The following is a 21,910-nucleotide window of genomic DNA, read 5'->3' on the forward strand; positions in this document are numbered from 1 at the left end:
CGCCCCATGGAAGCCGTGCGCGATCACCCCGTGAAGTGCGGTATTGTTCTCGTGCGCGGTCGGCAAGGGCGAGAGCCCGGGCCGGGCAAGCACCGGGACGTGGCGCAGTTTGGTAGCGCACTTGACTGGGGGTCAAGGGGTCGTGGGTTCAAATCCCGCCGTCCCGACACGGTGCAACAGCCCGCTGAGCAGGAAGAAATTCCAGCTCAGCGGGCTTTGTCGTGTTCCGGGGCCGGTCGGTCGGTGCGCAGGCACACGGCCAGGGCGGCGATGTCGTCGTCGAGGCCTCCGTTGCTGAAGCGGAGGAGGTCGCGGTGGAGGCCGTCCAGGAGTTCGCGGGGCTGGGCCGGGGGCCGGTGGCTCATCCAGTCCGCCAGCGGGAAGAAGGCGCCGGTGCGGTCGCGGGCCTCGGTGACGCCGTCGGTGTAGAGGAGCAGCTGGTCGTCTGCGGTGAAGTCGAAGGTGTCGATGCTGTAGCAATCGCCGATCAGGTCCGCGAGGTTGAGGAGCGGTGACGGCGAGGAGGGGTTCAGGACGCGCAGGCCCCCGGGGCTCAGTAGCAGCGGCGGGGGGTGCCCGCAGTTGAGGATCCTGATGCGGCTCTCCCCGTACGGGATCTCGACGAGGACGGCGGTGGTGAAGCGCTCCATCAGGTCGTCGGGGGGGAAGGAGGCGTTGTAGCGGGTGCTGCTGGCCTCCAGGCGGCGTGCGACGCCGCCCAGGTCGGGCTCGTCGTGGGCGGCCTCCCGGAAGGAGTTGACCACCGCCGCGGCCGTTCCCACCGCGGCCAGGCCCTTGCCCCGCACGTCGCCGATGAGCAGCCGGACCCCGTACTGCGTGCTGACCGCCTCGTAGAAGTCGCCGCCGATGCGGGCCTCCGCGGCGGCGGCGAGGTAGAGCGCCTCGATCTCGACGCCGCCGAAGCGGCGCGGCATCGGGCTCAGGACCACCTTCTGCGCCGCGTCGGCGACGAGCCGGACCTGGAAGAGGGCCTGCTCGCGCTGGAGCCGGACGTGGCTGCCGTAGGCGGCGGCCACGGTGACCGCGACGATGCCCGCCACCGTGTACCACGCCCCCAGGCCGGGGAACACGAGGCTGAGGCCGATCATGAGCAGGAAGCAGACCGTCCCCAGCAGCACGGTGGGCAGGACGGGCCACATGGCCGCCGCGAGGGCGGGGGCCGCGGGCAGGATGCGGCTGAAGGCCATGTCCGGGGGCGTGGAGTACGCCAGGCCGGCGATGACCACGGTCAGGATCACCGGGGACAGCAGGACGAGGGGCCCCGGGCCGTGGGGACTACGGAGTCGCAGCTGTCCAGGCTTGACCATGATGCATAGCATATCCAGGCAATACGGATATATGGGGCCTTCGGGGATGGATTTACCCCCACCTGGAGTACCCGCTCCGCCTGCCTCATGCCGGTGCGGACAGGGCCCTTCGGTAGCCGGACAGGGCCGCTGCGGCGCCGCTCAGGGGGAAGCGGGCGCCGAGGTGGCCGTCCGGGCGGAGGAGAAGCCGGTGGGGCCGTCGGGGCGGTAGAGGCGGGCCGCCCTCGGCGCGCCGAATGCTCCCGCGGCGTCGCGGTGGACCGGGCCGGGCAGGGCGCCGGGGGCCGGCCCCGCCGGGGTGCGCCTCGTGGGGGCTCCCGGCGAGCGGGCCGCCCCAGTGGCCGACGAGCAGCTGGGCCTCGCGCAGGGTCACGGTCAGCGGGGCGTCCGGGTTGCCGGTGTTCATGCCCTGGGCGCCGGCGGGCGGGTGGATGCGGGCGGCGTCGCCCGCGCCCGGGACCGGTCTCCGGACCCGTCCCGTACCTCCCATGGTCGCCCGGCGGACTGCGCCCGGCGCCGGGCCGGTCGCGCGTCCGCCGCCCACGGGTCCCGCCGTCAGCGCCCCGCCCCGCTCATCACCCCACGGGCCGCCGCCCCGGCGGCAGGCCGCCGCCCCTCCTCGCCCGCAGCCGCGATCTTCAGCTGGCGGACGTACATGAAGACCGCGAAGCTCACGCACAGCGCCAGTGCCGGGGCGCCGACGATGTACGCCCACACGTACCGGATCCCCAGCCGCCGCGACTCGACGATCATGAAGGCCGCCAGGCCCAGCCAGATCAGCACCAGGTCCGCGTAGATGAACTGGGACGCCAGGTTCGTCAGCGCGTCGTGGAGGAAGTGCCGGATGACGCCGACCGCGCCGTCCGCCCCGTCGTCGATGGCCCGCCGCACGAAGGCGACGGCCAGTGCTCCCATGGCGACGAGGCCGACGAGGGCGAACAACGCGTAGAAGACGCACAGCGCGCGGTCCCTGCCGCGCACTTCACCGAGTCGCATCACGCCGGCCTCCAGGTCGGTCGCAGGGGTTGTTGCGGCGGGAGTCGTAGCGGTAGTCGTCGAGGTCGAAGTGCCGGGCCCGCCACGCGGCTTCGTAGGTGCTGGCGGGACGGACCGCCGGCGCGTCCCCGCGCTCGTCGAAGTAGTAGCTGTTCGAACGCCGGCAACTCTCGTGCAGGAAGACCGTGTCCGGCTGCCGGCGCAGCGTCCTGCGGAAGGACTCGTCGTGCTTCTCCGGGCGGACGACCGCCTCCGTGGCGCGCCGCCGCCGGGCCTCCCCGATCACCCGCAGCGCGTGGGTGACCTGGTAGTCGATCATCCCGAACCACGATCCGCCGGTGAAGGAGTACGGCCCGACGATGAACCACAGGTTCGGGAAGCCCTTGACGGACGTGCCTTCGTAGGACTGGAAGCGCTCGGTGCGCCAGAACTCCCTGAGCTCGCGGCCGCCCCTGCCGTGCGTGGGGAAGGGCGGCAGGTTCTCCAGGGTCTGGAACCCGGTGGCCAGCACCAGGACGTCGAACCGCTGCTCCTCGCCGTCCGCCGTGCGGATGCCGGTCCCGGTGATCTCCTCGATGGGCTCGGTGACGAGCCGGACGTTGTCGCGGGTGAAGGCGCGCCAGTAGCCCTTGCCGAACGACGGCCGCTTGCAGCCGAGCCGGTACGCGGGAAGGAGCTTGCCCATCAGCTCGCGGTCGCCCCTGACCTGGCGGCGCAGGTAGAGCCGGGACGCGGCCTCGCCCGCCTTCACCAGGAAGGGGAACCGGCGGTAGTGGATCATCGCGATGACGAAGCCGACCTCCGTCGCGGTGTCGGTGACCAGCCGGACCGCCCGCTGCGTCCACGGAGCCGCCCGGAACAGCCGGCGGACCGCGGCGGGCAGCGTGAAGTCCGGCTTGGGGAAGACCCAGACGGGGGTGCGCTGGTAGACGTGGAGGTGCTCCACCCGGGGCGCGATCTCCGGGACCAGCTGGATCGCCGAGGCGCCCGTGCCGATCAGCCCCACGCTCCGGCCGTCCAGTTCCAGGGAGTGGTCCCACGTCGCGGTGTGGACGACGTCGCCCTTGAACCGGTCCAGCCCCTCGATGGCGGGCGCCTTGGGCTTGGTGAGCCAGCCCGTGGCGCAGATGACGAACCGCGCCGTGACCGTCGTGCCGTCCTCCAGGAACACCTGCCACAGGTGCTCCGCCTCGTCGTAGACGGCCCGCACCACCCTGGCGCCGAAGCGCATGCGGGGCCGGAGGCCGTACTTCTCCACGCAGTGGTCCGCGTACGCCTTCAGTTCCGCTCCGGCGGGGAAGGCCCGGGACCACGACGGGAAGGGCTCGAAGGCGAAGGAGTAGGAGAAGGCGGTGATGTCCACGGCGATGCCGGGATAGGTGTTGGCGTTCCAGGAGCCGCCGGCGCCGTCCTGCTCGTCGATGACGGCGAAGTCCTCGACGCCGGCCCGGCGCAGGCCGATCGCCGCGCCGATGCCGGCGAATCCGGCGCCGATCACCAGCACTTCGTGGTCGGGGACCATCGGTGCGCCCTTCCCGCCGGTCACCGGGACAGGCCGATCGCCAGCACGGCCCCGAACGCGAGCAGCAGCACGCACGTGTGCTCCAGCGCCGGTATCAGGTCGCTTCCGCGGGCCCCGCTCAGCACCCGGCGCAGCGGGAAGACCGCGGAGGGGACGGCGGCGATCACGAGCGCGGCCCAGGGGCGTGCGGTGGACAGCAGGAGCGCGGACGCGAAGGCGGCGGCGACGCACAGCGCGTAGTACACGCGGGTGCGCCTCTCGCCCAGCAGCACGGCGACGGTGATCTTCCCCGCGGCGGCGTCGGTCCGGATGTCGCGCAGGTTGTTCGTCGTCAGCAGCGCGCAGGAGAGCAGGCCCATGGGGACGGACGCGCCGAGGGCGAGCGGGGGGACGTGTCCCAGCTGGATGCCGGTCGTGGCGGACACCATGACGACGCCGTGGAAGAGGAAGATGCTGAGGTCGCCGAGCGCCCGGTAGCCGTAGGGCCGGGGGCCGCCGGTGTAGAACCAGCCGGCGAGCCCGCAGTACGCGGTGAGCGGGATCATCCACCAGGAGACCGTCACGGCCATGACCGCGCCGGTCACGATCGCGACGGCGTACAGCAGCATTCCGGCGCGCAGCACCTGCCGGGGCGTCGCCTGCCCGGAGCCGACCAGGCGGGTGGGCCCCAGCCGTTCGTCGTCGGTTCCCCGGATGCCGTCGCTGTAGTCGTTGAAGTAGTTCGTGCCGATGACGAAGCCCAGCATGAACAGCAGGGTCAGGGCGGTGCGCCACCAGAGGACCTGGCCGAGCGAGTGCGCGACGCCCGTGCCCACGGCGATGGGCGCCAGGGTCACGGGGAGGGTCTTCAGCCGGGCGCCCCTCACCCAGGTCCGCACGGTGCCCGGGGCCGGCCGCCGGTGCGCGGTCACCGGGGCGGTCATCGCTTCGTCCCCACGCCCAGATAGAGGACGTCGGTGGACTTGGTGGGGATCATACGAACCTCCTCGCGTCGTTTGACGACGTAACGGGCCAGGTCGCGCAGGTGCGGGCGCAGCCCCAGCAGCCGGAGTTCCACGCCGTGCGCCCGCGCGACCCTGACCAGCCGCTCCCGGTTGACGAAGAGGCGGTGGTCGTGGGTGCCGCGCGGGGGCCTGCCCGGGAGGGGGAGGTTCTCGGCGAGGGTGATGGCGACCAGCCGGGCCAGGCCGGTGTCGGGGATGGTGTCGACGATCAGCGTGCCGCCGGGGCGCAGGACCCGGCACAGCTCCGACACCACGACGAAGGGTTCCGGGACGTGTTCGAGGCACTGCCCGGCCGTGACGACGTCGAACGACGCGTCGGTGAAGGGGAGCCGGGTGATGTCGGCCCGGAACACCGCGTCGTAGCCGTGCTGCCGGGCCTCCCGGAGCGCCATGGCGGACAGGTCCACGCCGAAGACGCGGTATCCCTTGCCCGCCAGGTGCGGGCCGAACAGGCCGCCCCCGCAGGCGACGTCCAGCAGCCGGGGCGGCTCGCTCCCGTCGCCCGCCGCCGGGCCGGGAGCGGTCGCGGGGTCGGGGACGAACGCGGCGCGGGCCCGCGCGATCCAGCCCAGCGGTGCGAGCGCTCCGCGCGGATCCCACCACTGGCCGGCGAGACCGTCGTAATCGGTGAGGAAATTTCGTCTGTACCCAGCCACGACCACCGTCCGGGGAAGGGGGATCCGAGCCGAAGGTTTCTGGCTCGAAAGGCTAGGGAGAGAGCCACGGGGCCACCAGGGAGCGGGCCCTGATGCCGGGTGAGCCCGTCACCTGTGACCTGGGTCACAGTCGGGTGGGTTGGCGTTCCGGTACGCCCACCGCTTCGCTAACGGGGCTGGTGGGAGCCCGGGGTGTGGCCGAAGGCGCGGCGGAAGACGTCGATGAAGGCGCTGGCGGACGACCAGCCGCACATGTGGGCCACGGTGGTCACCGGGGTGTTCTCCGCCAGCAGGATCAGGGCGTGGTAGAGCCGCAGCTGGGTGCGCCACTGAGGGAAGGTCATGCCGAGGTCGGCCTTGAAGAGCCGGGACAGGGTGCGGTCGCTCGCGCCGACCTCCTTGCCCAGGGCGGCGAGGGTGCGGTCGTCGGTCGGGTCGGCCTGCAGGATCGCGCACAGCGCCTTGAGTCGCGGCGCGGTGGGCGCAGGCAGGTGCACGGGCTCCTGCTGCGAGGCCCGCAACTGGTCGAGCAGGACGGCCCGCAGGCGCCCGCGCTCGGGACTTTCGTCGTCCGGCGCGCGGGTGTAGGCGAGGATCAGCTCACGCAGCAGCGGGCCGACGGTCAGCACGGTCGGCTCGTCCAGGCCGAGCGGGTTGTCGGTCGCGGGCAGGCCGACCAGGTGCAGGTCCAGCCCCCCGTGCGCCTGATGGGCGTGGACGGTACCGGCGGGCACCCAGATGGCGCGGGTGGCCGGGGCGATCCAGGAGCCCGCGTCGGTGGTGATGGCCAGGACGCCGCGGGCGGCGTAGACGATCTGGTGGTCGTCGTGGCGGTGGGCGTCGATGGCGGCTCCGGGGGCCAGCCACTGCATGCGGGTCGGCGCGACCGGCTCATGGCGGATGTTCTTCATCGATTGGCAGATTATCGGAAGTGCGACACGGTGCCGAGCGGTGAACATGATGAGGTGCCAAGGAACAAAGCGATCCTCCTCCTCTCGGTCGGGCATGCCTGTGTGGACGTCTACCAGGGTGCGGTGGCCGCGCTCGTGCCGTTCTTCGTCGCCGAGCGCGACTACACGTACGCCGCGGCATCGGGCATCGTGCTCGCCGCGTCGCTGCTGTCCTCCGTGGCGCAACCGCTGTTCGGCGTGCTCACCGACCGGTGGGCGATGCCCTGGCTGCTGCCCCTGAGCACGTTCCTCGGCGGGCTGGGGATCGCTCTGAGCGGCCTCGGCGGGTCCTACGCGCTGACGCTGGTGTTCGTGGCCGTCTCCGGGGTCGGCGTCGCGGCGTACCACCCCGAGTCCGCCCGCGTCGCGCGCGTCGCCAGCAAGGGCAGTCACACCGCGATGGGCTGGTTCTCGCTCGGCGGCAACCTCGGCTTCGCCGTCGCCCCCCTGATGGTCGCGGGGGTCATGACCGCCGGAGGCCTGCGACTCACACCGCTGTTCGTGGTGCCCGCCCTCGCCGGCAGCGTGCTGTGCCTCCTCGTCGTACGCATGCTGGACAGGACGTCAGGGACAGGCGCCCGCAAGGCCGTTGCGGCGGAAGGCGCCGACGACAGGGCTTCGTTCGTGAAGCTGGCGCTGGCGGTGGTCTGCCGGTCCATCGTGTTCATCGGGCTGAGCACGTTCATCTCGTTCTACACCCAGCAGCGCACGGGTGGCGGTACGGCGGCCGGCACCGCGGCGCTGTGCGTGCTCTACCTGGGCGGCGCGGTCGGCACGGTGCTGGGTGGCAACCTGGCCAACCGGTGGGACCGGGTCACCGTCGTGCGCGGGGCGTACCTGATGACCGTCGCCGCCGTCGCGGGCATCGTCTACGCCCCCGGCCCGGTGATCTACCTGTTCGTGGCCCTCACTTCGGCCGGGCTCTACATCCCCTTCTCGCTGCAGGTCACCCTCGGCCAGGACTACCTCCCCTCGCGCGTCGGCACCGCCAGCGGGATCACCCTCGGCCTGACCGTGAGCATCGGCGGCCTCGTCAGCCCGGTCATCGGCAGCGTCGCCGACGCCACCTCCTTGCAGACGGCCCTGGCCCCCCTGATCGCGATGCCCGCCCTGGCCTGGCTGCTCTTCCGGACCCTGCCCGAGCCGGTCGTGCCGAAGCCGGCGGCACCGGCTCCGGCGCCTTCGGCCGGAGCGGCTCCGGCCCCCGTGCAACAGGGAGCGGCGGCCACCCCCGAGGCCGAGCTCTCCCCCTCCCGGCGGGACGCCCGTTGAGGGCCCCTGCCCGCCGGCCGCGGAAGCCTCCGGGCCCTCACCGGCCCGGAGGCTCCCGTCCGTTCCGGCGCCCCGGCGCTCCCGGGGTCCGGCTCACGGCGGGCTGTGGCCGGTGTCCGCTGCCGACGCCAGCATCCGGTCCCGGTAGGCACCCGGCGTGACGTGGACGAACTCCTTGAAGCGGGCGATGAACACGCTCGGCGAGGTGAACCCGCACAGGTGGGCCGTATTGGTGACCGACTCGCCGTTGGCGAGGTGGGCCAGTGAGGCGACCAGGCGGACGAGGGTCCGCCACTGCGGGAAGGACATCCCCAGCTCGGCCTTGATCAGCCGGCGCAGGGTGCGCTGACTGGTCCCGAGGTCCCGCGCGTGGTCGTCGAGACTGCGGCCGTCGGCGGGGGCGTTGATCAGCGCACTGCTCATCGCCAGCAGCCGCGGGTCGCGGGGAGTGGGCAGCGACAGCGCGTTGGACTGGTGCTTCTCGCTGCGGAGTTCGTAGCGCAGCACGTTCTCCAGCGCGGACCGCATCCGGGCCGGCCGGTCCGGTTCGGACAGCGCGGTCAGCACGTGCCGGGCCAGCGGGGTCAGGTTCACCACCGTGGGGCGGTCGCCGGCCCGGGCCCGCAGCAGCGGGTAGGCCAGCATGATCGTCGACACGAGGCTCCGGGTGTGGGCGCGGTGCGAGTGTTCGAGCCCCGGCGGGATGACGACGGCGCGGTCCGGGGCGGCGACGACCCAGGTTCCCAGTGCCGTGATCACGGCCAGGACGCCGGTGTGCGGAACGACGACCTGCGTGTGCTCGTGCCGGTGCGGAGGGACGGTCTCGTCCGGGCGCAGGACGAAGCGCCGGACGACATCTTGATCATGGCCGTTATGAAGTATCACCTGGCCGATTATTCACTACCGACCGAACAGACGGTTTTGAGAAGCTCCAGGGCAGGGGGGTGCAGAAAGACATTCGAACGGATTCCACGACTTTCCTCGGGGCGCGATCTCCGCGTCCGTAACGTTTTCCGGACCCGACCAGCCGGATAAACGCCCGGGGTGACCGGCGGTGCCGCGCCGGCCGAGCCCTTACCTTTCCATTCTCAGAGCTTCAGCGCGCCCATTCATCGCCCTTTCCGCACATGCGACACATGATGTGGTCCGGGCTGATCCAGCATGCCCTGCGGACCACGACTCGCTTTGCCGTGGATTGTTTCGGCGATCCCTGCAGAGGAATGGAAGTGAACGCAACGCATGACCTTCATCACCGCTGCCCACGAGCTGCTCGAGAGCGATGTCTACATCGATTTGCGGCCCACTCTCGGCATACCGCTCCACCTCAAATGCGAAGGCTTCAACTTCGCCGGATCCATAAAAATCGTCCCGGCCGCATGGATGGTCGCCACCGCGGAACGCGAGGGCGTCATCGGCCCCGACTCCATTCTGATCGAGTCCTCTTCCGGCAATCTCGGCGTGGCTCTGGCCGTGACCGCCGCGTCGAAAGGGCTGCGCTTCGTCTGCGTCACCGACCCCAACTGCAACCCCGCCACGGTCAACCTCATGCGGGCCCTGGGCGCCGAGGTCGTCATCGTCGGCGAACCCGACGCCACCGGCGGTTACCTGGCCGCCCGCAAGGCCTACGTGCGAAAGCGCTGCCGGGAGGACCCCGCCTACGTCTGGCTCAACCAGTACGAGAACCCGGCCAACTGGGCGGCGCACTACGAGAACACCGCCCCCTTCATCGCCAAGCAGTTCCCCGACCTCGACACCCTGTTCATCGGCACGGGCACCGGAGGCACCCTCATGGGCTGTGCCCGCTACTTCCGCGAACACCGGCCTCAGGTTCGCATCATCGCCGTCGACAGCGTCGGCTCGGTCAGCTTCGCAGGAACCCCGGGGCCACGGCACATCCCCGGACTCGGCGCCGGCACGCCGATGCCGCTGATCGACCCGGAACTCACCGGCGACCTCGTCGACGAGGTCATCCGCGTCCACGAGATCGACACCATCCGCACCTGCCGCCGGCTCGCCGCGCGCGGGATGCTCCTGGGCGGTTCCTCGGGAACGGTCGTCAGCGCCGCCTCCCGGTGGCTCGCCCGGCACCGCACCCCCGTCCGCACCGCCGTCGCCATCGCCCCCGACCTGGGGGAGCGCTACGTCGACACCATCTACGACGACACGTGGGTCACTCATCACTACGGCCACGACGACGTCCACTCACTCCTGGAGAACCATTGAGCGACCAGGCAGGAATCCCAGAATTCTCCGTCGTCCCGGGCCGCACCGTGCACCGGGTGCTCGACGGCCGGCAGCGGGAAATCACCGAACTCGTCGAAAAGGCCTACCTTCTGCACGGCGAGGCCCGCACCATCAATCCGCCCTCCTACTTCCTGCGTTTTCCCGACCGGCCCACCGCCCGCATCATCGCCCTGCCCGCCTCGGTCGGCGGCGACCGCCCGGTCGACGGCATCAAGTGGATCTCCAGCTTTCCCGCCAACCTGGACCGGGGCATTCCCCGGGCCTCCGCCGTCCTCGTTCTCAACGACCCGGACACGGGATATCCGTACGCGTGCCTGGAGAGCTCCATCATCAGCGCCGTGCGCACCGCAGCATCCGCCGCGGTCGCGGCCCGGGCCCTTATCGGAGGGCGCTCCGCACGCCGTGTGGGATATCTTGGCACCGGGCTCATCGCCCGCTATCTGCACACCTATCTCTCCGCACTGGACCTGGCCCCCGAAGAATTCGGCGTCCACGACCTGTCGGCGGATTACGCCCGTAGTTTCGCGGATTATCTGGGCACCGCCGCCGGCACCGCGGCCGTACGCGTCCACGATTCCGCCGAGGAACTCGTCCGCTCCTCCGACGTGGTCGTCTGCGCCACCACGGCGGCCACGCCGCACCTCCTCGACCCGTCCTGGTTCGCCCACCACCCGCTGGTGCTGCACGTGTCCCTGCGGGACCTCGGCACGGACGTCATCCTCGACAGCGTCAACGTCGTCGACGACGTCGAGCACGTCCTCAAGGCGAACACCTCGGTCCACCTCGCCGAGCAGCTGACCGGCGGCCGTGACTTCCTGGACGGCACGCTGTACGACGTCCTCACCGGCAGGACGGCCGTCCCCGACGACCGCACCGTGGTCTTCTCGCCCTTCGGCCTGGGCGTGCTCGACCTCGCGGTCGGCGAACACGTCTTCACCCGGGCCCGGGAACAGGGCGAACTCTCCGTGGTCGACGGCTTCTTCCACGACCTGCAGCGCCACGGCAGCCCGGGCACGGAGGCGGTGACCCGATGACGACGTCACAGGACACGCAGCCGGGCACGCGGCAGGACGCGCCGCAGGACACCGGGCGCGCGGTGCACGTCCGCGCCGAACTCCCCCTGGCACCCGGCACGGTGGACCGGGCCAACGCCCTGGCCCTGCGCAAGGCCCAGGACGCCGACACGCGGACGGGCGTGCTGGAGTACGTCATCCGGCACGCAGAGCAGGCCCCCGGCCGTCCCGCCGTCACCGAGGGCGAACGGACGCTGACCTACGGGCAGTTGCTGGAGCGGGTCGCCGCGATGCGGGACGCCCTGCTCTCCCGGGGCGTGCGCGCCGGTGACGTGGTCGCCGCCGTGGGCCCCCGCAGCACCGGCACGCCCGTCGTCTTCCTCGCCCTGGAGAGCCTGGGCGCCTCCTACCTGCCCGTCGACCCGGGCTGGCCCGAGGGCCGGGTCCGGGACGTGCTCAACCGCAGCCGGGCCGCGCTGCTGCTGGACTACTCCGGGGCGGCCGGCGACGCGGGCGGGACGCGCGCCGCGACCGCGGCCGCCGCGGCCGAGGAGATCCCCACGCTGCGACCGCAGGCCGACGGCGCGCCGGGATCCGCCGCGCGGCTGCCCCGGAACACGGCCGACCGCTCCCGCGAAACCCGCTACACCATCTTCACCTCGGGAACCACCGGCCGCCCCAAGGGCGCCACGGTCGAGCACCAGGGCATGCTCAATCACCTCTGGGCCAAGGTCACCGACCTGTCCCTGGGCCCCGACGACGTGGTGGCCTTCACGGCCCCGCTGGTGTTCGACATCTCGATCTGGCAGATGCTCTGCCCGCTGCTGGCGGGCGGGCGGCTCGTGGTCGTCGACGACAGCGCCATGCGCTTCCCGCGATGGCTCGTCGGCACCCTGGACACCGCGGGCGTGACGGTCGTCGAACTCGTCCCCACCGTCGTCGGCTGGCTCGTCGACGAGGCGCAGCGCCTGGGCGGCGGACTGCTGCGGCGACTGCGCTGGCTGCTGTCCACCGGCGAGGAGCTCCACCCCGCCGTGGCGGCACGGGTCCTCGACGGCCTCCCGCACGTGGCCGTGGTCAACGCCTACGGGCCCACCGAGTGCTCCGACGACGTCACCCACCACCTGGTGACCTCCGCCGACCTCGCCCGCCCCCGGCTCCCGGTCGGCTCACCCGTCGTCAACACCGCGCTCTACCTGCTGGTGCGCGGCGCGGACGACATCTGGCGGGCGGCCGAACCGGGGGAGAGCGGCGAGCTGTTCGTCGGCGGGACCGGCGTGGGGCTCGGCTACCTCAACGACCCCGGCACCACCGACCGCGCCTTCTTCCGCGACCCCTTCGACCCGGCCTCGGCGACCGGGCGGCTCTACCGCACCGGCGACCTGGCGCGCTTCGACGAGGGGCTCGTGCACTACCTCGGCCGCAGCGACCGGCAGGTGAAGGTCGCCGGCGTGCGCATGGAGCTCGACGAGATCGAAGCCGTCCTGAGCCGGCACCCGGCCGTCGACAAGTGCGCCGTCACGGTCTCCGGCGAGGGCGACCTCGCCGAACTGGTCGCCCACTACTGCCTGCGCGGCCCGGCGTCGCCGGAGGCGCTGGAGGAGGCCCTGGGCGCGGCTTTGCCGCGGCCGATGGTGCCGCGGCGCTGGCGGGAGTGGGACGCACTGCCCCTGACACCCAACGGAAAGATCGACCACCGGTCGCTGCAGGCGGCCGCCGCCACTCCCCGGAAAGAGGCGCGATGACCACGGCAGCCGTGAAGAGGACGAAGACCCCCGCGGACGGCGGCGGACCGGCGGGCGGCACACCGACCCTCGCGGAACGGGCCGCGGCGGTGGCCCGCGTCGCCGAACAGGACCTCGCGCGCACCGAACGCGACGCGGTCTTCCCCGAGCAGGCGCTCGCGGAGATGCGCCGCACCGGACTGCTCGGCCTCCTCGTGCCCGCCGCCGACGGGGGCCTCGGCGGCACGGTCGCCGACCTCGTCGACGTCAGCATGATCCTGGGGCGCACCGACATGTCGGTGGCGATGATCTTCGCGATGCACTGTCAGCAGTCGGAGGCGATCGTGCGCCACGCGCAGTCGCCCCTGCGCGAGGAACTGCTGCCCCTGCTGGCGTCCGGGGACCTCTACCTGGCCTCGGTCACCACCGAACTCGGCAAGGGCGGGCACCTGTTCAGGTCGTACGCCCCGCTGCGCGAGGCCGACGGGACCCTGGAGATCGACCGGACCGCGCCGATCGTGACCGGCGGCACCGTGGCGGACGGCTTCCTCATCACGATGCGCAGCCCCGAGGCCACCGCGGACCACCACGTCTCCCTGGTCTACGCCCACCGCCGGCAGCTGCGCGTGGAGAGCGCCGGGCAGTGGTGCCCGATGGGCATGCGCGCGAGCCACAGCCTCCCGCTGACCCTCACCGGCTCCGTCCCGGCCCACCAGGTGCTCGGCGAGCACGGCGCCTTCCACCGGATCGCCCAGGGCGTGTTCGGCCCGCTGGCCCACCTCGGCTGGTCGGCGGCCTGGCTGGGCACGGCCTGCGGGGCCCTGTCCCGGGTCCTGCACCTGCTGCGCGACCCCAAGGTCCGCAAACGGTTCGACCTCGGCTCGGAGCTGTTCCTGACCCGGCTGTCCCGGTCCCGGCAGCGGCTCGACGGCGTCCACGCCCTGCTGCGGCGCACGCAGGAGCTGGTCGCGGGGGAGACGGACCTGTCCGCACCGGGCGTCCAGCTGCTGCTGAACAACCTCAAGATCACCGCCGCCGAGGAGTGCCACGCGGCCGTCAACGACCTCGTCGACGCCGTCGGCCTGCGCCACGGCTACCTCCAGGACTCGCCGACCCGGCTGGAGAAGTCCCTGCGCGACCTGCGCTCGGCGGCGCTGAACTACAGCAACGACCGCCTGCATCTGGCGGACGGGCAGCTGTGCCTGCTCGACCCGGACGTGAACTTCGCCTGATCAGCCTGCGGGCAGCCTGTCCGCGGCATGCCGGCGCGCCACGGAGCGGCCCGTGAGGGCCCGCCCGGACGGCTCCGCGCCCGCCTTCTCCCTGCGCACGGCGCTCGCCTGCGCCGCTTCCCGGCCGTACGGCGACTGTACGGCGGCCGTGCGCCGGCCGGTTCCCGCGCCCTTTCCGTGCCCTCCGCCGCGCCGGAAAAACAACGGGGCAATGCAGTAATTCAGTAATGCGGTTATGTGGCACAGTCATGCCTTAATTCTGTGCGGCAAATGAATCACCGATTCGACAAAAGGCCGGGATGAAAATCCTTGCGCCGGTCGGGGAAAACCCGTTAACGTCGAATCACGAACCCCACCCGAACCGAATTCTCCGAGGGGCCCACTATGCCCGGAAACACCACGGAAAACTCGACCGAGAACTGGACGACCGCGCTGCGCTACATCGCAGGGCGAAAGGCCGCCGAGGAGTCCCTGGGATTCCTCGCCCACATCAGCGCCACCGTGCGCGGCACCGTCGGCGCGGCGGACGTCGTACCGGCGGCGGCCAAGGCGTGCGTCCCCTTCATGGCCTCAGCGGTCTCGCTGGACGCCCCGGCGACGCACTCCGGGCCCGTCGTCCAGTCCCCGGCCGAGTTCTCGGCGGCGCTGGACGGCGTACGCGCCCTGGCCCTGAAGGGCTCCGGCCCCCAGCTCGTGATCAGCGGGCACGAGGGGACGGCCAAGCAGACGGACCCGGCCCACCTGGAGCTGCTGCGCGAGTGGGGGGCCGACTCGGCGGTGGCCCTCTCGCTGGACTACCGGGGCGTTCCCGGGGGCCACCTCGTCCTCGTGCGGGGCGAGGCGCACCGCCGGGGCCCGCTCGGCCCGGGCGACCTCGCCCTCGTCTCCGAAGTGGCCGACCGGATCGCGGCGTTCAACGCCTTCGCCACGCACGCGGCGGCCGGGGCGGGCCGGTAATCCCGTACGCGGGTGTCAGACAGTCGAAAAGAATAAGGAGCGGTTTATGCCGGCGAGCTGGACAGATGTGCGCTCCTGGATCCTCGAACGCAATCCCGACCTGACGGACCTGGACCAGGAAACCGACATCATCGAGACGCGGATCATCAATTCCCTGCAGTTCGTGGAGCTCGTCCTCTACGTCGAGGAACTGCGCGGCACGATGCTCCAGTCCAACGAGGTCGATCTCGATGCCTTCCGCACCCTCAAGGGCATCGAGAAGAACTTCCTCCATGTCTGAACGGGCCTATGTCGTGCAGGGGAGCCTCGAAGAGGCCACCGACGTCGTGGTCTTCCTGCCGCCCGCCGGCAGCGTCACGTCGCCGTACCTCCCGATCGGGTCCCGGCTGCCGGCCGCACTGCCGGCGGTGCACTGCGAAATACCCGGCCGCGGCCGCCTGGCGCACGACGAGGCACCCGCCTCGGTGCACGGCGCCGTGGGCCGGTGGGCCGGCGAACTCGCCGCGCTGCTTCCCGGACGGCGGCTGCACGTGTTCGGCCACAGCCTGGGAGCGCTGTTCGCGTACGAGCTCACGGCCCTGCTCGAAGCCCGGCCCGACGGCGGGGCCGAAGTCGCCACCCTGCTCGTCTCCGGCTCCCGTGAGCCGGGAAGCGCGCCCCGTTCCCTGGTGGTCCACGCGTTCGCGGCCCTGCGCCGGGAACAGCGGCCGGCGGACCGGGAGGGCGACACCGAGGGCGCCCGCCTGCTGGACGACCTCCGGATGCGCCGGGAACACCGGACCTCCGGGCAGCGGCTCCGCGCACCCCTCGCACTGTTCTGCGGACGTGCCGACGCATTCGCCCGGCCCGCGGAAATGCTCGAATGGAAAAGCTTTACCAGCGGTCCTTTTCTGGGAATGTTTACATTCAATGGCGGACATGATTACCATCTGTCCGGCCGGCAGGAAATAGCCGCGACAATCGGCAGAATCGTGAATCGTCATCCGAATTCGAATTCAGAAGACCTGGGAGTCAGAAATGACAGCTGAAAACGTCACCATCCCCTCCACCGACCAGCTGATCGACGTCATCGGGAACAGCTCGGTGGGCATCGCGGTCACCGACGGCTCCGGCGCCGTCGTCCTGCACAACAAGGCGCTCTCCGTCCTCATGGGCGGGGAGACCTCCCACCTCGGCGAGCGGATCCTGTCCGGCGGTGCGGGCGAGGACCTGGCCGGGCTGCTGGAGCGGCTGAAGAAGGACGGCCGGATCGAGCACGCCGCGGTCACCTTCCGCAGCGCCGCCGGCAAGGACCGCGCGGTCCGCGTCAACGCGGTGCTGACGGGCGAGGGCGCCGGCACCCGCATCCACTGGGTGAGCCGCCCGGAGCTCGGCGAGCGGCTGCCGGTCTCCAGCACCAGCACCGAGGACGCGGCCCTGTCCGACGCCATGGCCTGGATCCGCGCGGTCGACGAGTGCGCCCACCCGTCCCTGGCCCCGGCCAAGGACAAGGAAGCGGTGATGCGCGAGTTCTACCAGGTGGCGCCGGTGGCGATCCACCTGATCGGGGTCAACGGCAACGTCATGCACGCCAACCCCGCGGACGTCGCCCTGGTCGACTACACCGCGACGCCGACCGAGTACGTCGGCGGTCACATCCGCAAGATCTACGAGGACCAGGGCCTGCTCGACGACTTCCTCTCCCGCTGGGACGAGGACTCGCCGATCATCAACTTCCGCGCGAACTTCGTCACCAAGGACGGGGAGCCGCGGCCGGTGCTGATCTTCTCGACGGCGCAGGCCGAGGGCGGCAGCGTCAGCAACACCCGCTGCTTCGTCTTCAACGACCCCGAGCCGGGCCGCGCCCGCGACACCATCAGCGCGTTCGGCTGGCCGGCCTGATCGCCGGGCGGGTGGGGCGCGGCATCCGCCGCGCCCCACCCGCCCGTTCTTCTACTGCTCACTGCTCACTGCTCACCGCGCAATCCATCAAGTCATCACTGCACGTCTCGATTCGCTTATCACGCGTCCCGATCGGTGGGGGAAGGAATATCCGATGACCCAGGTGCAGGACAGGTCACCGTCGTTACTGGCGAATTGGGACCCGGAGGACGAGCGCTTCTGGCGCGAGACGGGCAGCAGGGTCGCCCGCCGCAATCTCGTGGTGTCCATCGTCAATGAGCACATAGGCTTCTCGGTCTTCACCCTGTGGTCGGTGCTCGTGCTCTTCCTCGGGCCGGACAACGGGTTCTCCTTCAGTGCCTCGGACAAGTTCCTGCTCATCAGCATCCCGACGGCGGTCGGAGCCCTGATGCGGCTGCCCTACGGATATCTGGTGACCCGGTTCGGCGGGCGCAACTGGACGGTGTTCGCCGGGCTGGTCCTGCTCGTGCCGACCGCGCTGGCGGCGGTGTTCGTCCGGCTGCCCGGCACGCCGCTGTGGGTGTTCGTGCTGGTGGCGGCCACCGCCGGAATCGGCGGCGGGAACTTCGCCTCGTCGATGTGCAACATCCACGCCTTCTACCCGCGGCACCGGCAGGGATGGGCGCTGGGCCTGAACGCCGGCGGCGGCAACCTCGGCGTGGTGACCGCCCAGCTGGCGGGCCTCGCCGTGCTCGCGGCGGCCGGCGACACGCACCCGGTCTACCTGGTCTCGCTCTACATGCCGCTGATCGTGCTCGCCGCCGTCGCCGCGGCCCTGTGGATGGACAACCTGCCGACGCTGCAGCACCAGGGGTCGGCGCAGCGGGCGGCGCTGCGCAACAAGCACACGTGGATGCTGTCCCTGCTGTACGTGACGACGTTCGGTTCGTTCATCGGCTTCGGGTTCGCGTTCGGGCTGGTGCTGAAGGAGCAGTTCGGCTTCACCGCGCTGCAGGCAGCGTCGGTGACGTTCCTCGGCCCGCTGCTGGGATCCCTCGCGCGCCCCGTCGGCGGGCGCTGGGCCGACCGGTGGGGCGGGGCGCGGGTCACGCTGTGGATGCTGCTGGCGATGACGGCCGGGACCGCGTTCCTGTACCTGGCCACGGAGGCGTCCTCGTCCCTGGCGTTCATCATCGCGTCCACCGTGCTCATCACGTTCGCCGGCATCGGCAACGGCTCGACGTACCGGATGATCCCCGAGGTGTTCGCGGGGCGGGCGGACGGTGCGGCGGGCTCCCCGGCCGGCCCGTCCTCCCAGGCCTCCAGCGCGGTGATCGCGATCGCCGGCGCGGTGGGCGCGCTGGGCGGGGTGCTCATCAACCTGGCGTTCAGGTTCTCCTTCGGCGCCGCCGGCTCGGCCGGCCCGGCCATCGCGGGGTTCCTCGTCTTCTACGCGGCCTGCGTCCTCGTGGTGCGCGCGGTCTACCTGCGCAAGGACCGGCCGGCCGCGGCCGACCGGCCCCGCCCGGAACCGGCGTGAGGAGCCGAGGATGACACGGACCCACTGCCCGTACTGCGCGCTGCAGTGCGGGACCCGGCTGGAGGTCTCGCCCCAGGGGCTGACGGTCTCCCCGGACGAGGACTTCCCCGTCAACGCGGGCCGTCTGTGCATGAAGGGGTGGACGGCACCCCGGGTGCTGTCCGCGGCGGACCGGCTGACCTCGCCGCTGATGCGGCCGCAGCCGGGGGCGGAGCAGCGGCAGGTGCCGTGGGAGACCGCGCTGGACCACGTCGGCGCGGAGCTCCGCAGGATCGCCCGCGCACACGGCCCGGACGCCGTGGCGGTGTTCGGGGGCGGCGGGCTGACCAACGAGAAGGCCTACACGCTGGGCAAGTTCGCGAGGGTCGCGCTGGGCACCTCGCAGATCGACTACAACGGCCGGTTCTGCATGTCCTCGGCCGCGGCGGCCGGATCCGCGGCGTTCGGACTGGACCGGGGCCTGCCGTTCCCGGTGACCGACCTGGCCTCGGCCGAGGTGGTCCTACTGGCCGGGGCGAACGTCGCGGAGACCATGCCGCCGCTCATGCAGCACCTGGCCCGCGCCGACCTGATCGTCGTGGACCCCCGGCGGTCGGCGACGGCCGAGCGCGCGGCGCTGCACCTGAGCCCCGCCCCGGGCACGGACCTGGCGCTCGCCCTGGGCCTGCTGCACGTCGCGGTCGTGGACGGGCACGTGGACCGCGACTACGTCGCGCGGCGCACGACCGGGTTCGACGAGGCATGGCGGCGGGCCGCCGAGTGGTGGCCGGAGCGCACCGAGCGGGTGACCGGAGTGCCGGTCGCCGACCAGTACGCCGCGGTGCGCATGCTCGCCGCGGCGAAGCGCCGGTACGTCCTCACCGGCCGCGGCGCGGAGCAGCACTCCAAGGGCACCGACACCGTCTCGTCCTACATCAACCTGGCGCTGGCGCTGGGCATGCCGGGCAGGGAGGGTTCGGGCTACGGGTGCCTGACCGGCCAGGGCAACGGGCAGGGCGGCCGCGAGCACGGCCAGAAGGCCGACCAGCTGCCCGGCTACCGCAAGATCACCGACCCGGCGGCCCGGGAACACGTGGCCGGCGTATGGGGCGTAGACCCCGGCGACCTGCCGGGAGCGGGCCCCAGCGGCTACGAGCTCCTGGACTCCCTGGGCCGGCCGGGCGGGCCGCGGGCGCTGCTGGTGTTCGGTTCGAACCCGGTGGTGTCGGCGCCCGCGGCCCGGCGGATCACCGACCGGCTCGCCGCGCTGGACCTGCTGGTGGTGGCCGACTTCGTGCCGTCGGAGACCGCGCGGCTGGCCGACGTGGTGCTGCCGGTGACGCAGTGGGCCGAGGAGGAAGGAACCATGACCAACCTCGAAGGGCGGGTGCTGCGGCGCCGCCGCGCGGTCGACCCGCCGCCGGGCGTGCGCACCGACCTGTGGGTCCTGCGCGAACTCGCCGGCCGGCTCGGTCAGCCCGCCCACCGCTTCCCCGACGACCCCGGCGAGGTCTTCGCCGAGCTGCGGCGCGCCTCGCAGGGCGGGGCCGCGGACTACTCGGGCATCGAACCGCAGCACCTGGAGGGCCGGGCGGAGCCGGCGCACTGGCCGTTCCCCGCCGGCGGCTCGCCGACGCCGCGGCTGTTCCTGGAGCGCTTCGCCCACGACGACGGCCGCGCCCGGTTCCGGGCGGTCGCCCACCGCGACGCCGCGGAACTGCCCGACGGCGCCTACCCGCTGCACGCCACCACGGGCCGGGTGCTCGCGCACTACCAGAGCGGGGCCCAGACCCGCCGCGTCCCCGAGTCCGTGGAAGCCGACGGGGAGGCGTTCGTGGAGGTCCACCCCGACACCGCCCGCCGCAGCGGGCTGACCGCGGGCGGACTGGCCCGCGTCGTCTCCCGGCGCGGCGCGACCGTCGCACGGGTCCGCACGGTGGCCTCGCTGCGCACCGACACCGTGTTCCTGCCGTTCCACTTCCCCGGCGCCGGAAGGGCCAACCTGATCACCAACCCCGCGCTGGACCCGGTGTCGCGGATGCCGGAGTTCAAGGTCTGTTCCGTACGGCTGGAGCCGCTGGGCTCCGGCGCCGCGACCGGCAGCGGTGCGCTGTGAACCGCATCGTCATCGTCGGCAACGGCCCGGCCGGGCACCGGCTCGCCGAACTGCTGCGCACGCGCGCCCCCCGGGCCGCCGTCACCGTCCTGGGCGCGGAGGCCGAACCCGCCTACAACCGGGTGCTGCTGCCCTCGGTGATCTCCGGGAAGCTCTCCCCCGAGCAGACGTACCTCACGGGCCACGACAGCGGCACCGTCACCGTCCGCAGGGGAGCCGTCGTGACCGGGATCGACCGGGAACGGCGCACGGTGCGCACCGGCGACGGGCTGCTGCACCCCTACGACGAGCTCGTGCTGGCCACCGGCGCGCGCTGCTTCCTGCCGCCCCTGCCCGGCCTGACCGGCGCCGGGGGCGGCCCCGCCGACGGCGTGGTGGCCCTGCGCACCCTGGCCGACTGCCGGCGTCTGGAGGACCTCCTGCCCCGTGCGGGCAGCATCGTCGTCCTGGGCGGCGGCGTGCTCGGCCTGGAGGTCGCCCGCGCCCTCGGCGACCGGGGCCACGGCGTCGACGTGGTGCACATGGGACCACATGTGATGGAGCGTCAGCTCGATGCGCCCGCCGGGAAGACCCTGGCCGGCGTGCTCGAACGCCTCGGCATCCGCATCCACACCGGCCGGGCGGCCGCCTCCTGGACCGGCGGCCGGCTCGTCCTCGACGACGGGTCGAGCCTGCCCGCCGACCTGGTCGTCGTCTCCGCGGGCGTCCAGCCCAACACCGAGCTGGCCCGGGCCGCCGGGCTCGATGTCGGCCGCGGCATCGTCGTGGACGACCACATGCGCACCAGCGACCCCCGCATCCACGCACTGGGCGACTGCGCGGAGCACGCCGGGCTGGTCCCCGGCCTCATCGCCCCCGCCTGGGAGCAGGCCGAGACCCTCGCCGAAGCCCTCACCGGGGGAGACCGCCCCTACACCGCCACCCGTACCGTCACCCGCCTCAAGGCCCGCGGCGTCGACCTCGCCGTCATCGGCGACGGCAACCACGCCCTCCCCGGCGCCGAGGTCGTCACGCTGGCCGACCCGGCCCGTGGCCAGTACGCCCGCCTGGCCCTGCAGGACGAGCGCGTCGTCGGCGCCATCCTGCTCGGCTTCCCCTCCTCCGTGGCCGCCGTCAGCCAGCTCTACGACGCCGGCGCGCCCACCCCCGTCGACCGGCTCTCCCTGCTGGCCGGACGGGCCGTCGCCGGACGGGCGGACGCTCCCGGAGACCTCCCCGACGAGGCCGTCGTCTGCCGCTGCAACAACGTCACCAAGCGGGCCCTCGTGGCCGGCTGGCGCGGCGGGGCCCGTACCCCGGACGCCCTGTCCCGCGTCACGCGTGCCTCCACCGGCTGCGGCGGCTGCGCCGGGGCGGTCGACGGCATCTGCCGGTGGCTCGACGCGACGCGCGCGGTGCAGGGCGAGCCCGGCGACGCCCGCTCGGGCGATGCCGGTGCCGCATTCGCCCCGGCAGTGGAACAACGGCCGGATGCGCAGCAGCTGAAAGAGCTCCTCGTCCGCTGACCTGTAACCCCAGGAACACCTGAGAAAACC

General features: G+C 72.3%; 20 protein-coding genes and 1 tRNA gene. 13 read left to right on the forward strand and 8 right to left on the reverse strand.

What is annotated here, in order from left to right; all coding sequences use genetic code 11:
• Window positions 1-93 precede the first annotated feature (93 nt).
• A tRNA-Pro gene (locus NQU55_RS06725) sits at window positions 94-167 on the forward strand.
• Window positions 168-206: 39 nt separating this feature from the next.
• Here NQU55_RS06725 and NQU55_RS06730 read toward each other — a convergent pair.
• The 7 genes from NQU55_RS06730 to NQU55_RS06760 form a co-directional block, all read right to left on the reverse strand.
• Window positions 207-1,328, reverse strand: a complete 1,122-nt coding sequence (locus NQU55_RS06730) for a PP2C family protein-serine/threonine phosphatase (RefSeq protein WP_168092627.1) — start codon at window positions 1,326-1,328, stop codon at window positions 207-209.
• Window positions 1,329-1,413: 85 nt separating this feature from the next.
• Window positions 1,414-1,818 (reverse strand): FAD-dependent monooxygenase, encoded by a 405-nt coding sequence (locus tag NQU55_RS06735; RefSeq protein WP_277355337.1) that lies wholly within the window; start codon window positions 1,816-1,818, stop codon window positions 1,414-1,416.
• A gap of 65 nt (window positions 1,819-1,883) precedes the next feature.
• The gene (locus NQU55_RS06740) at window positions 1,884-2,324 is read right to left on the reverse strand and encodes a DUF2834 domain-containing protein (RefSeq protein WP_168092628.1); all 441 of its coding nucleotides are present in this window, start codon (window positions 2,322-2,324) and stop codon (window positions 1,884-1,886) included.
• Entirely contained in the window at window positions 2,311-3,870 is a 1,560-nt protein-coding gene (locus NQU55_RS06745) for a flavin-containing monooxygenase (RefSeq protein WP_256790018.1), read from the reverse strand. Before NQU55_RS06745 ends, NQU55_RS06740 begins: the two co-directional genes overlap by 14 nt.
• Window positions 3,867-4,769: a 1,4-dihydroxy-2-naphthoate polyprenyltransferase gene (locus NQU55_RS06750; RefSeq protein WP_168092630.1), complete on the reverse strand. Its 903-nt coding sequence runs from the start codon at window positions 4,767-4,769 to the stop codon at window positions 3,867-3,869. The genes NQU55_RS06745 and NQU55_RS06750 overlap by 4 nt, the downstream gene beginning before the upstream one ends.
• Entirely contained in the window at window positions 4,766-5,506 is a 741-nt protein-coding gene (gene ubiG, locus NQU55_RS06755; protein ID WP_256790021.1) for a bifunctional 2-polyprenyl-6-hydroxyphenol methylase/3-demethylubiquinol 3-O-methyltransferase UbiG, read from the reverse strand. Before ubiG ends, NQU55_RS06750 begins: the two co-directional genes overlap by 4 nt.
• Before the next feature lie 167 nt (window positions 5,507-5,673).
• Window positions 5,674-6,417, reverse strand: a complete 744-nt coding sequence (locus tag NQU55_RS06760) for an AraC family transcriptional regulator (protein ID WP_168092514.1) — start codon at window positions 6,415-6,417, stop codon at window positions 5,674-5,676.
• A gap of 54 nt (window positions 6,418-6,471) precedes the next feature.
• On the opposite strand from NQU55_RS06760, the gene NQU55_RS06765 reads away from it, so the two are divergent.
• Window positions 6,472-7,728 (forward strand): MFS transporter, encoded by a 1,257-nt coding sequence (locus NQU55_RS06765; protein WP_168092515.1) that lies wholly within the window; start codon window positions 6,472-6,474, stop codon window positions 7,726-7,728.
• 93 nt (window positions 7,729-7,821) lie between these two features.
• Here NQU55_RS06765 and NQU55_RS06770 read toward each other — a convergent pair whose 3' ends face one another.
• Window positions 7,822-8,613: a helix-turn-helix transcriptional regulator gene (locus NQU55_RS06770; protein ID WP_168092516.1), complete on the reverse strand. Its 792-nt coding sequence runs from the start codon at window positions 8,611-8,613 to the stop codon at window positions 7,822-7,824.
• Between the two features lie 354 nt (window positions 8,614-8,967).
• On the opposite strand from NQU55_RS06770, the gene sbnA reads away from it, so the two are divergent.
• The 11 genes from sbnA to NQU55_RS06825 all read left to right on the forward strand — a co-directional run bounded on the left by sbnA (window position 8,968) and on the right by NQU55_RS06825 (window position 21,880).
• Window positions 8,968-9,951 (forward strand): 2,3-diaminopropionate biosynthesis protein SbnA, encoded by a 984-nt coding sequence (gene sbnA / locus NQU55_RS06775; RefSeq protein ID WP_168092517.1) that lies wholly within the window; start codon window positions 8,968-8,970, stop codon window positions 9,949-9,951.
• Window positions 9,948-11,006, forward strand: coding sequence for a 2,3-diaminopropionate biosynthesis protein SbnB (gene sbnB, locus NQU55_RS06780; RefSeq protein ID WP_168092518.1), 1,059 nt, complete (start codon window positions 9,948-9,950; stop codon window positions 11,004-11,006). The genes sbnA and sbnB overlap by 4 nt, the downstream gene beginning before the upstream one ends.
• On the forward strand, window positions 11,003-12,730 hold the full coding sequence (locus tag NQU55_RS06785; RefSeq protein WP_168092519.1) for an amino acid adenylation domain-containing protein: 1,728 nt from the start codon (window positions 11,003-11,005) through the stop codon (window positions 12,728-12,730). Before sbnB ends, NQU55_RS06785 begins: the two co-directional genes overlap by 4 nt.
• The gene (locus tag NQU55_RS06790; RefSeq protein WP_168092520.1) at window positions 12,727-13,941 is read left to right on the forward strand and encodes an acyl-CoA dehydrogenase family protein; all 1,215 of its coding nucleotides are present in this window, start codon (window positions 12,727-12,729) and stop codon (window positions 13,939-13,941) included. Before NQU55_RS06785 ends, NQU55_RS06790 begins: the two co-directional genes overlap by 4 nt.
• A 384-nt stretch (window positions 13,942-14,325) precedes the next feature.
• Window positions 14,326-14,898 (forward strand): hypothetical protein, encoded by a 573-nt coding sequence (locus tag NQU55_RS06795; RefSeq protein ID WP_168092521.1) that lies wholly within the window; start codon window positions 14,326-14,328, stop codon window positions 14,896-14,898.
• Between the two features lie 46 nt (window positions 14,899-14,944).
• A complete protein-coding gene (locus NQU55_RS06800) occupies window positions 14,945-15,178 on the forward strand; it encodes a hypothetical protein (RefSeq protein WP_058042642.1) in 234 nt (77 codons plus the stop codon).
• Window positions 15,171-15,926 (forward strand): thioesterase II family protein, encoded by a 756-nt coding sequence (locus NQU55_RS06805; protein WP_168092522.1) that lies wholly within the window; start codon window positions 15,171-15,173, stop codon window positions 15,924-15,926. Before NQU55_RS06800 ends, NQU55_RS06805 begins: the two co-directional genes overlap by 8 nt.
• Window positions 15,916-16,779: a PAS domain-containing protein gene (locus tag NQU55_RS06810; protein WP_168092523.1), complete on the forward strand. Its 864-nt coding sequence runs from the start codon at window positions 15,916-15,918 to the stop codon at window positions 16,777-16,779. The genes NQU55_RS06805 and NQU55_RS06810 overlap by 11 nt, the downstream gene beginning before the upstream one ends.
• Window positions 16,780-16,933: 154 nt before the next feature.
• Window positions 16,934-18,280, forward strand: a complete 1,347-nt coding sequence (locus NQU55_RS06815) for a nitrate/nitrite transporter (RefSeq protein WP_168092524.1) — start codon at window positions 16,934-16,936, stop codon at window positions 18,278-18,280.
• Between the two features lie 10 nt (window positions 18,281-18,290).
• Window positions 18,291-20,375, forward strand: a complete 2,085-nt coding sequence (locus NQU55_RS06820; protein WP_206329242.1) for a molybdopterin oxidoreductase family protein — start codon at window positions 18,291-18,293, stop codon at window positions 20,373-20,375.
• A complete protein-coding gene (locus tag NQU55_RS06825) occupies window positions 20,372-21,880 on the forward strand; it encodes an FAD-dependent oxidoreductase (RefSeq protein ID WP_256790028.1) in 1,509 nt (502 codons plus the stop codon). Before NQU55_RS06820 ends, NQU55_RS06825 begins: the two co-directional genes overlap by 4 nt.
• Window positions 21,881-21,910: the final 30 nt, after the last annotated feature.

It is taken from the genome of Streptomyces telluris, from assembly GCF_024519335.1.
Classification (GTDB): domain Bacteria; phylum Actinomycetota; class Actinomycetes; order Streptomycetales; family Streptomycetaceae; genus Streptomyces; species Streptomyces telluris.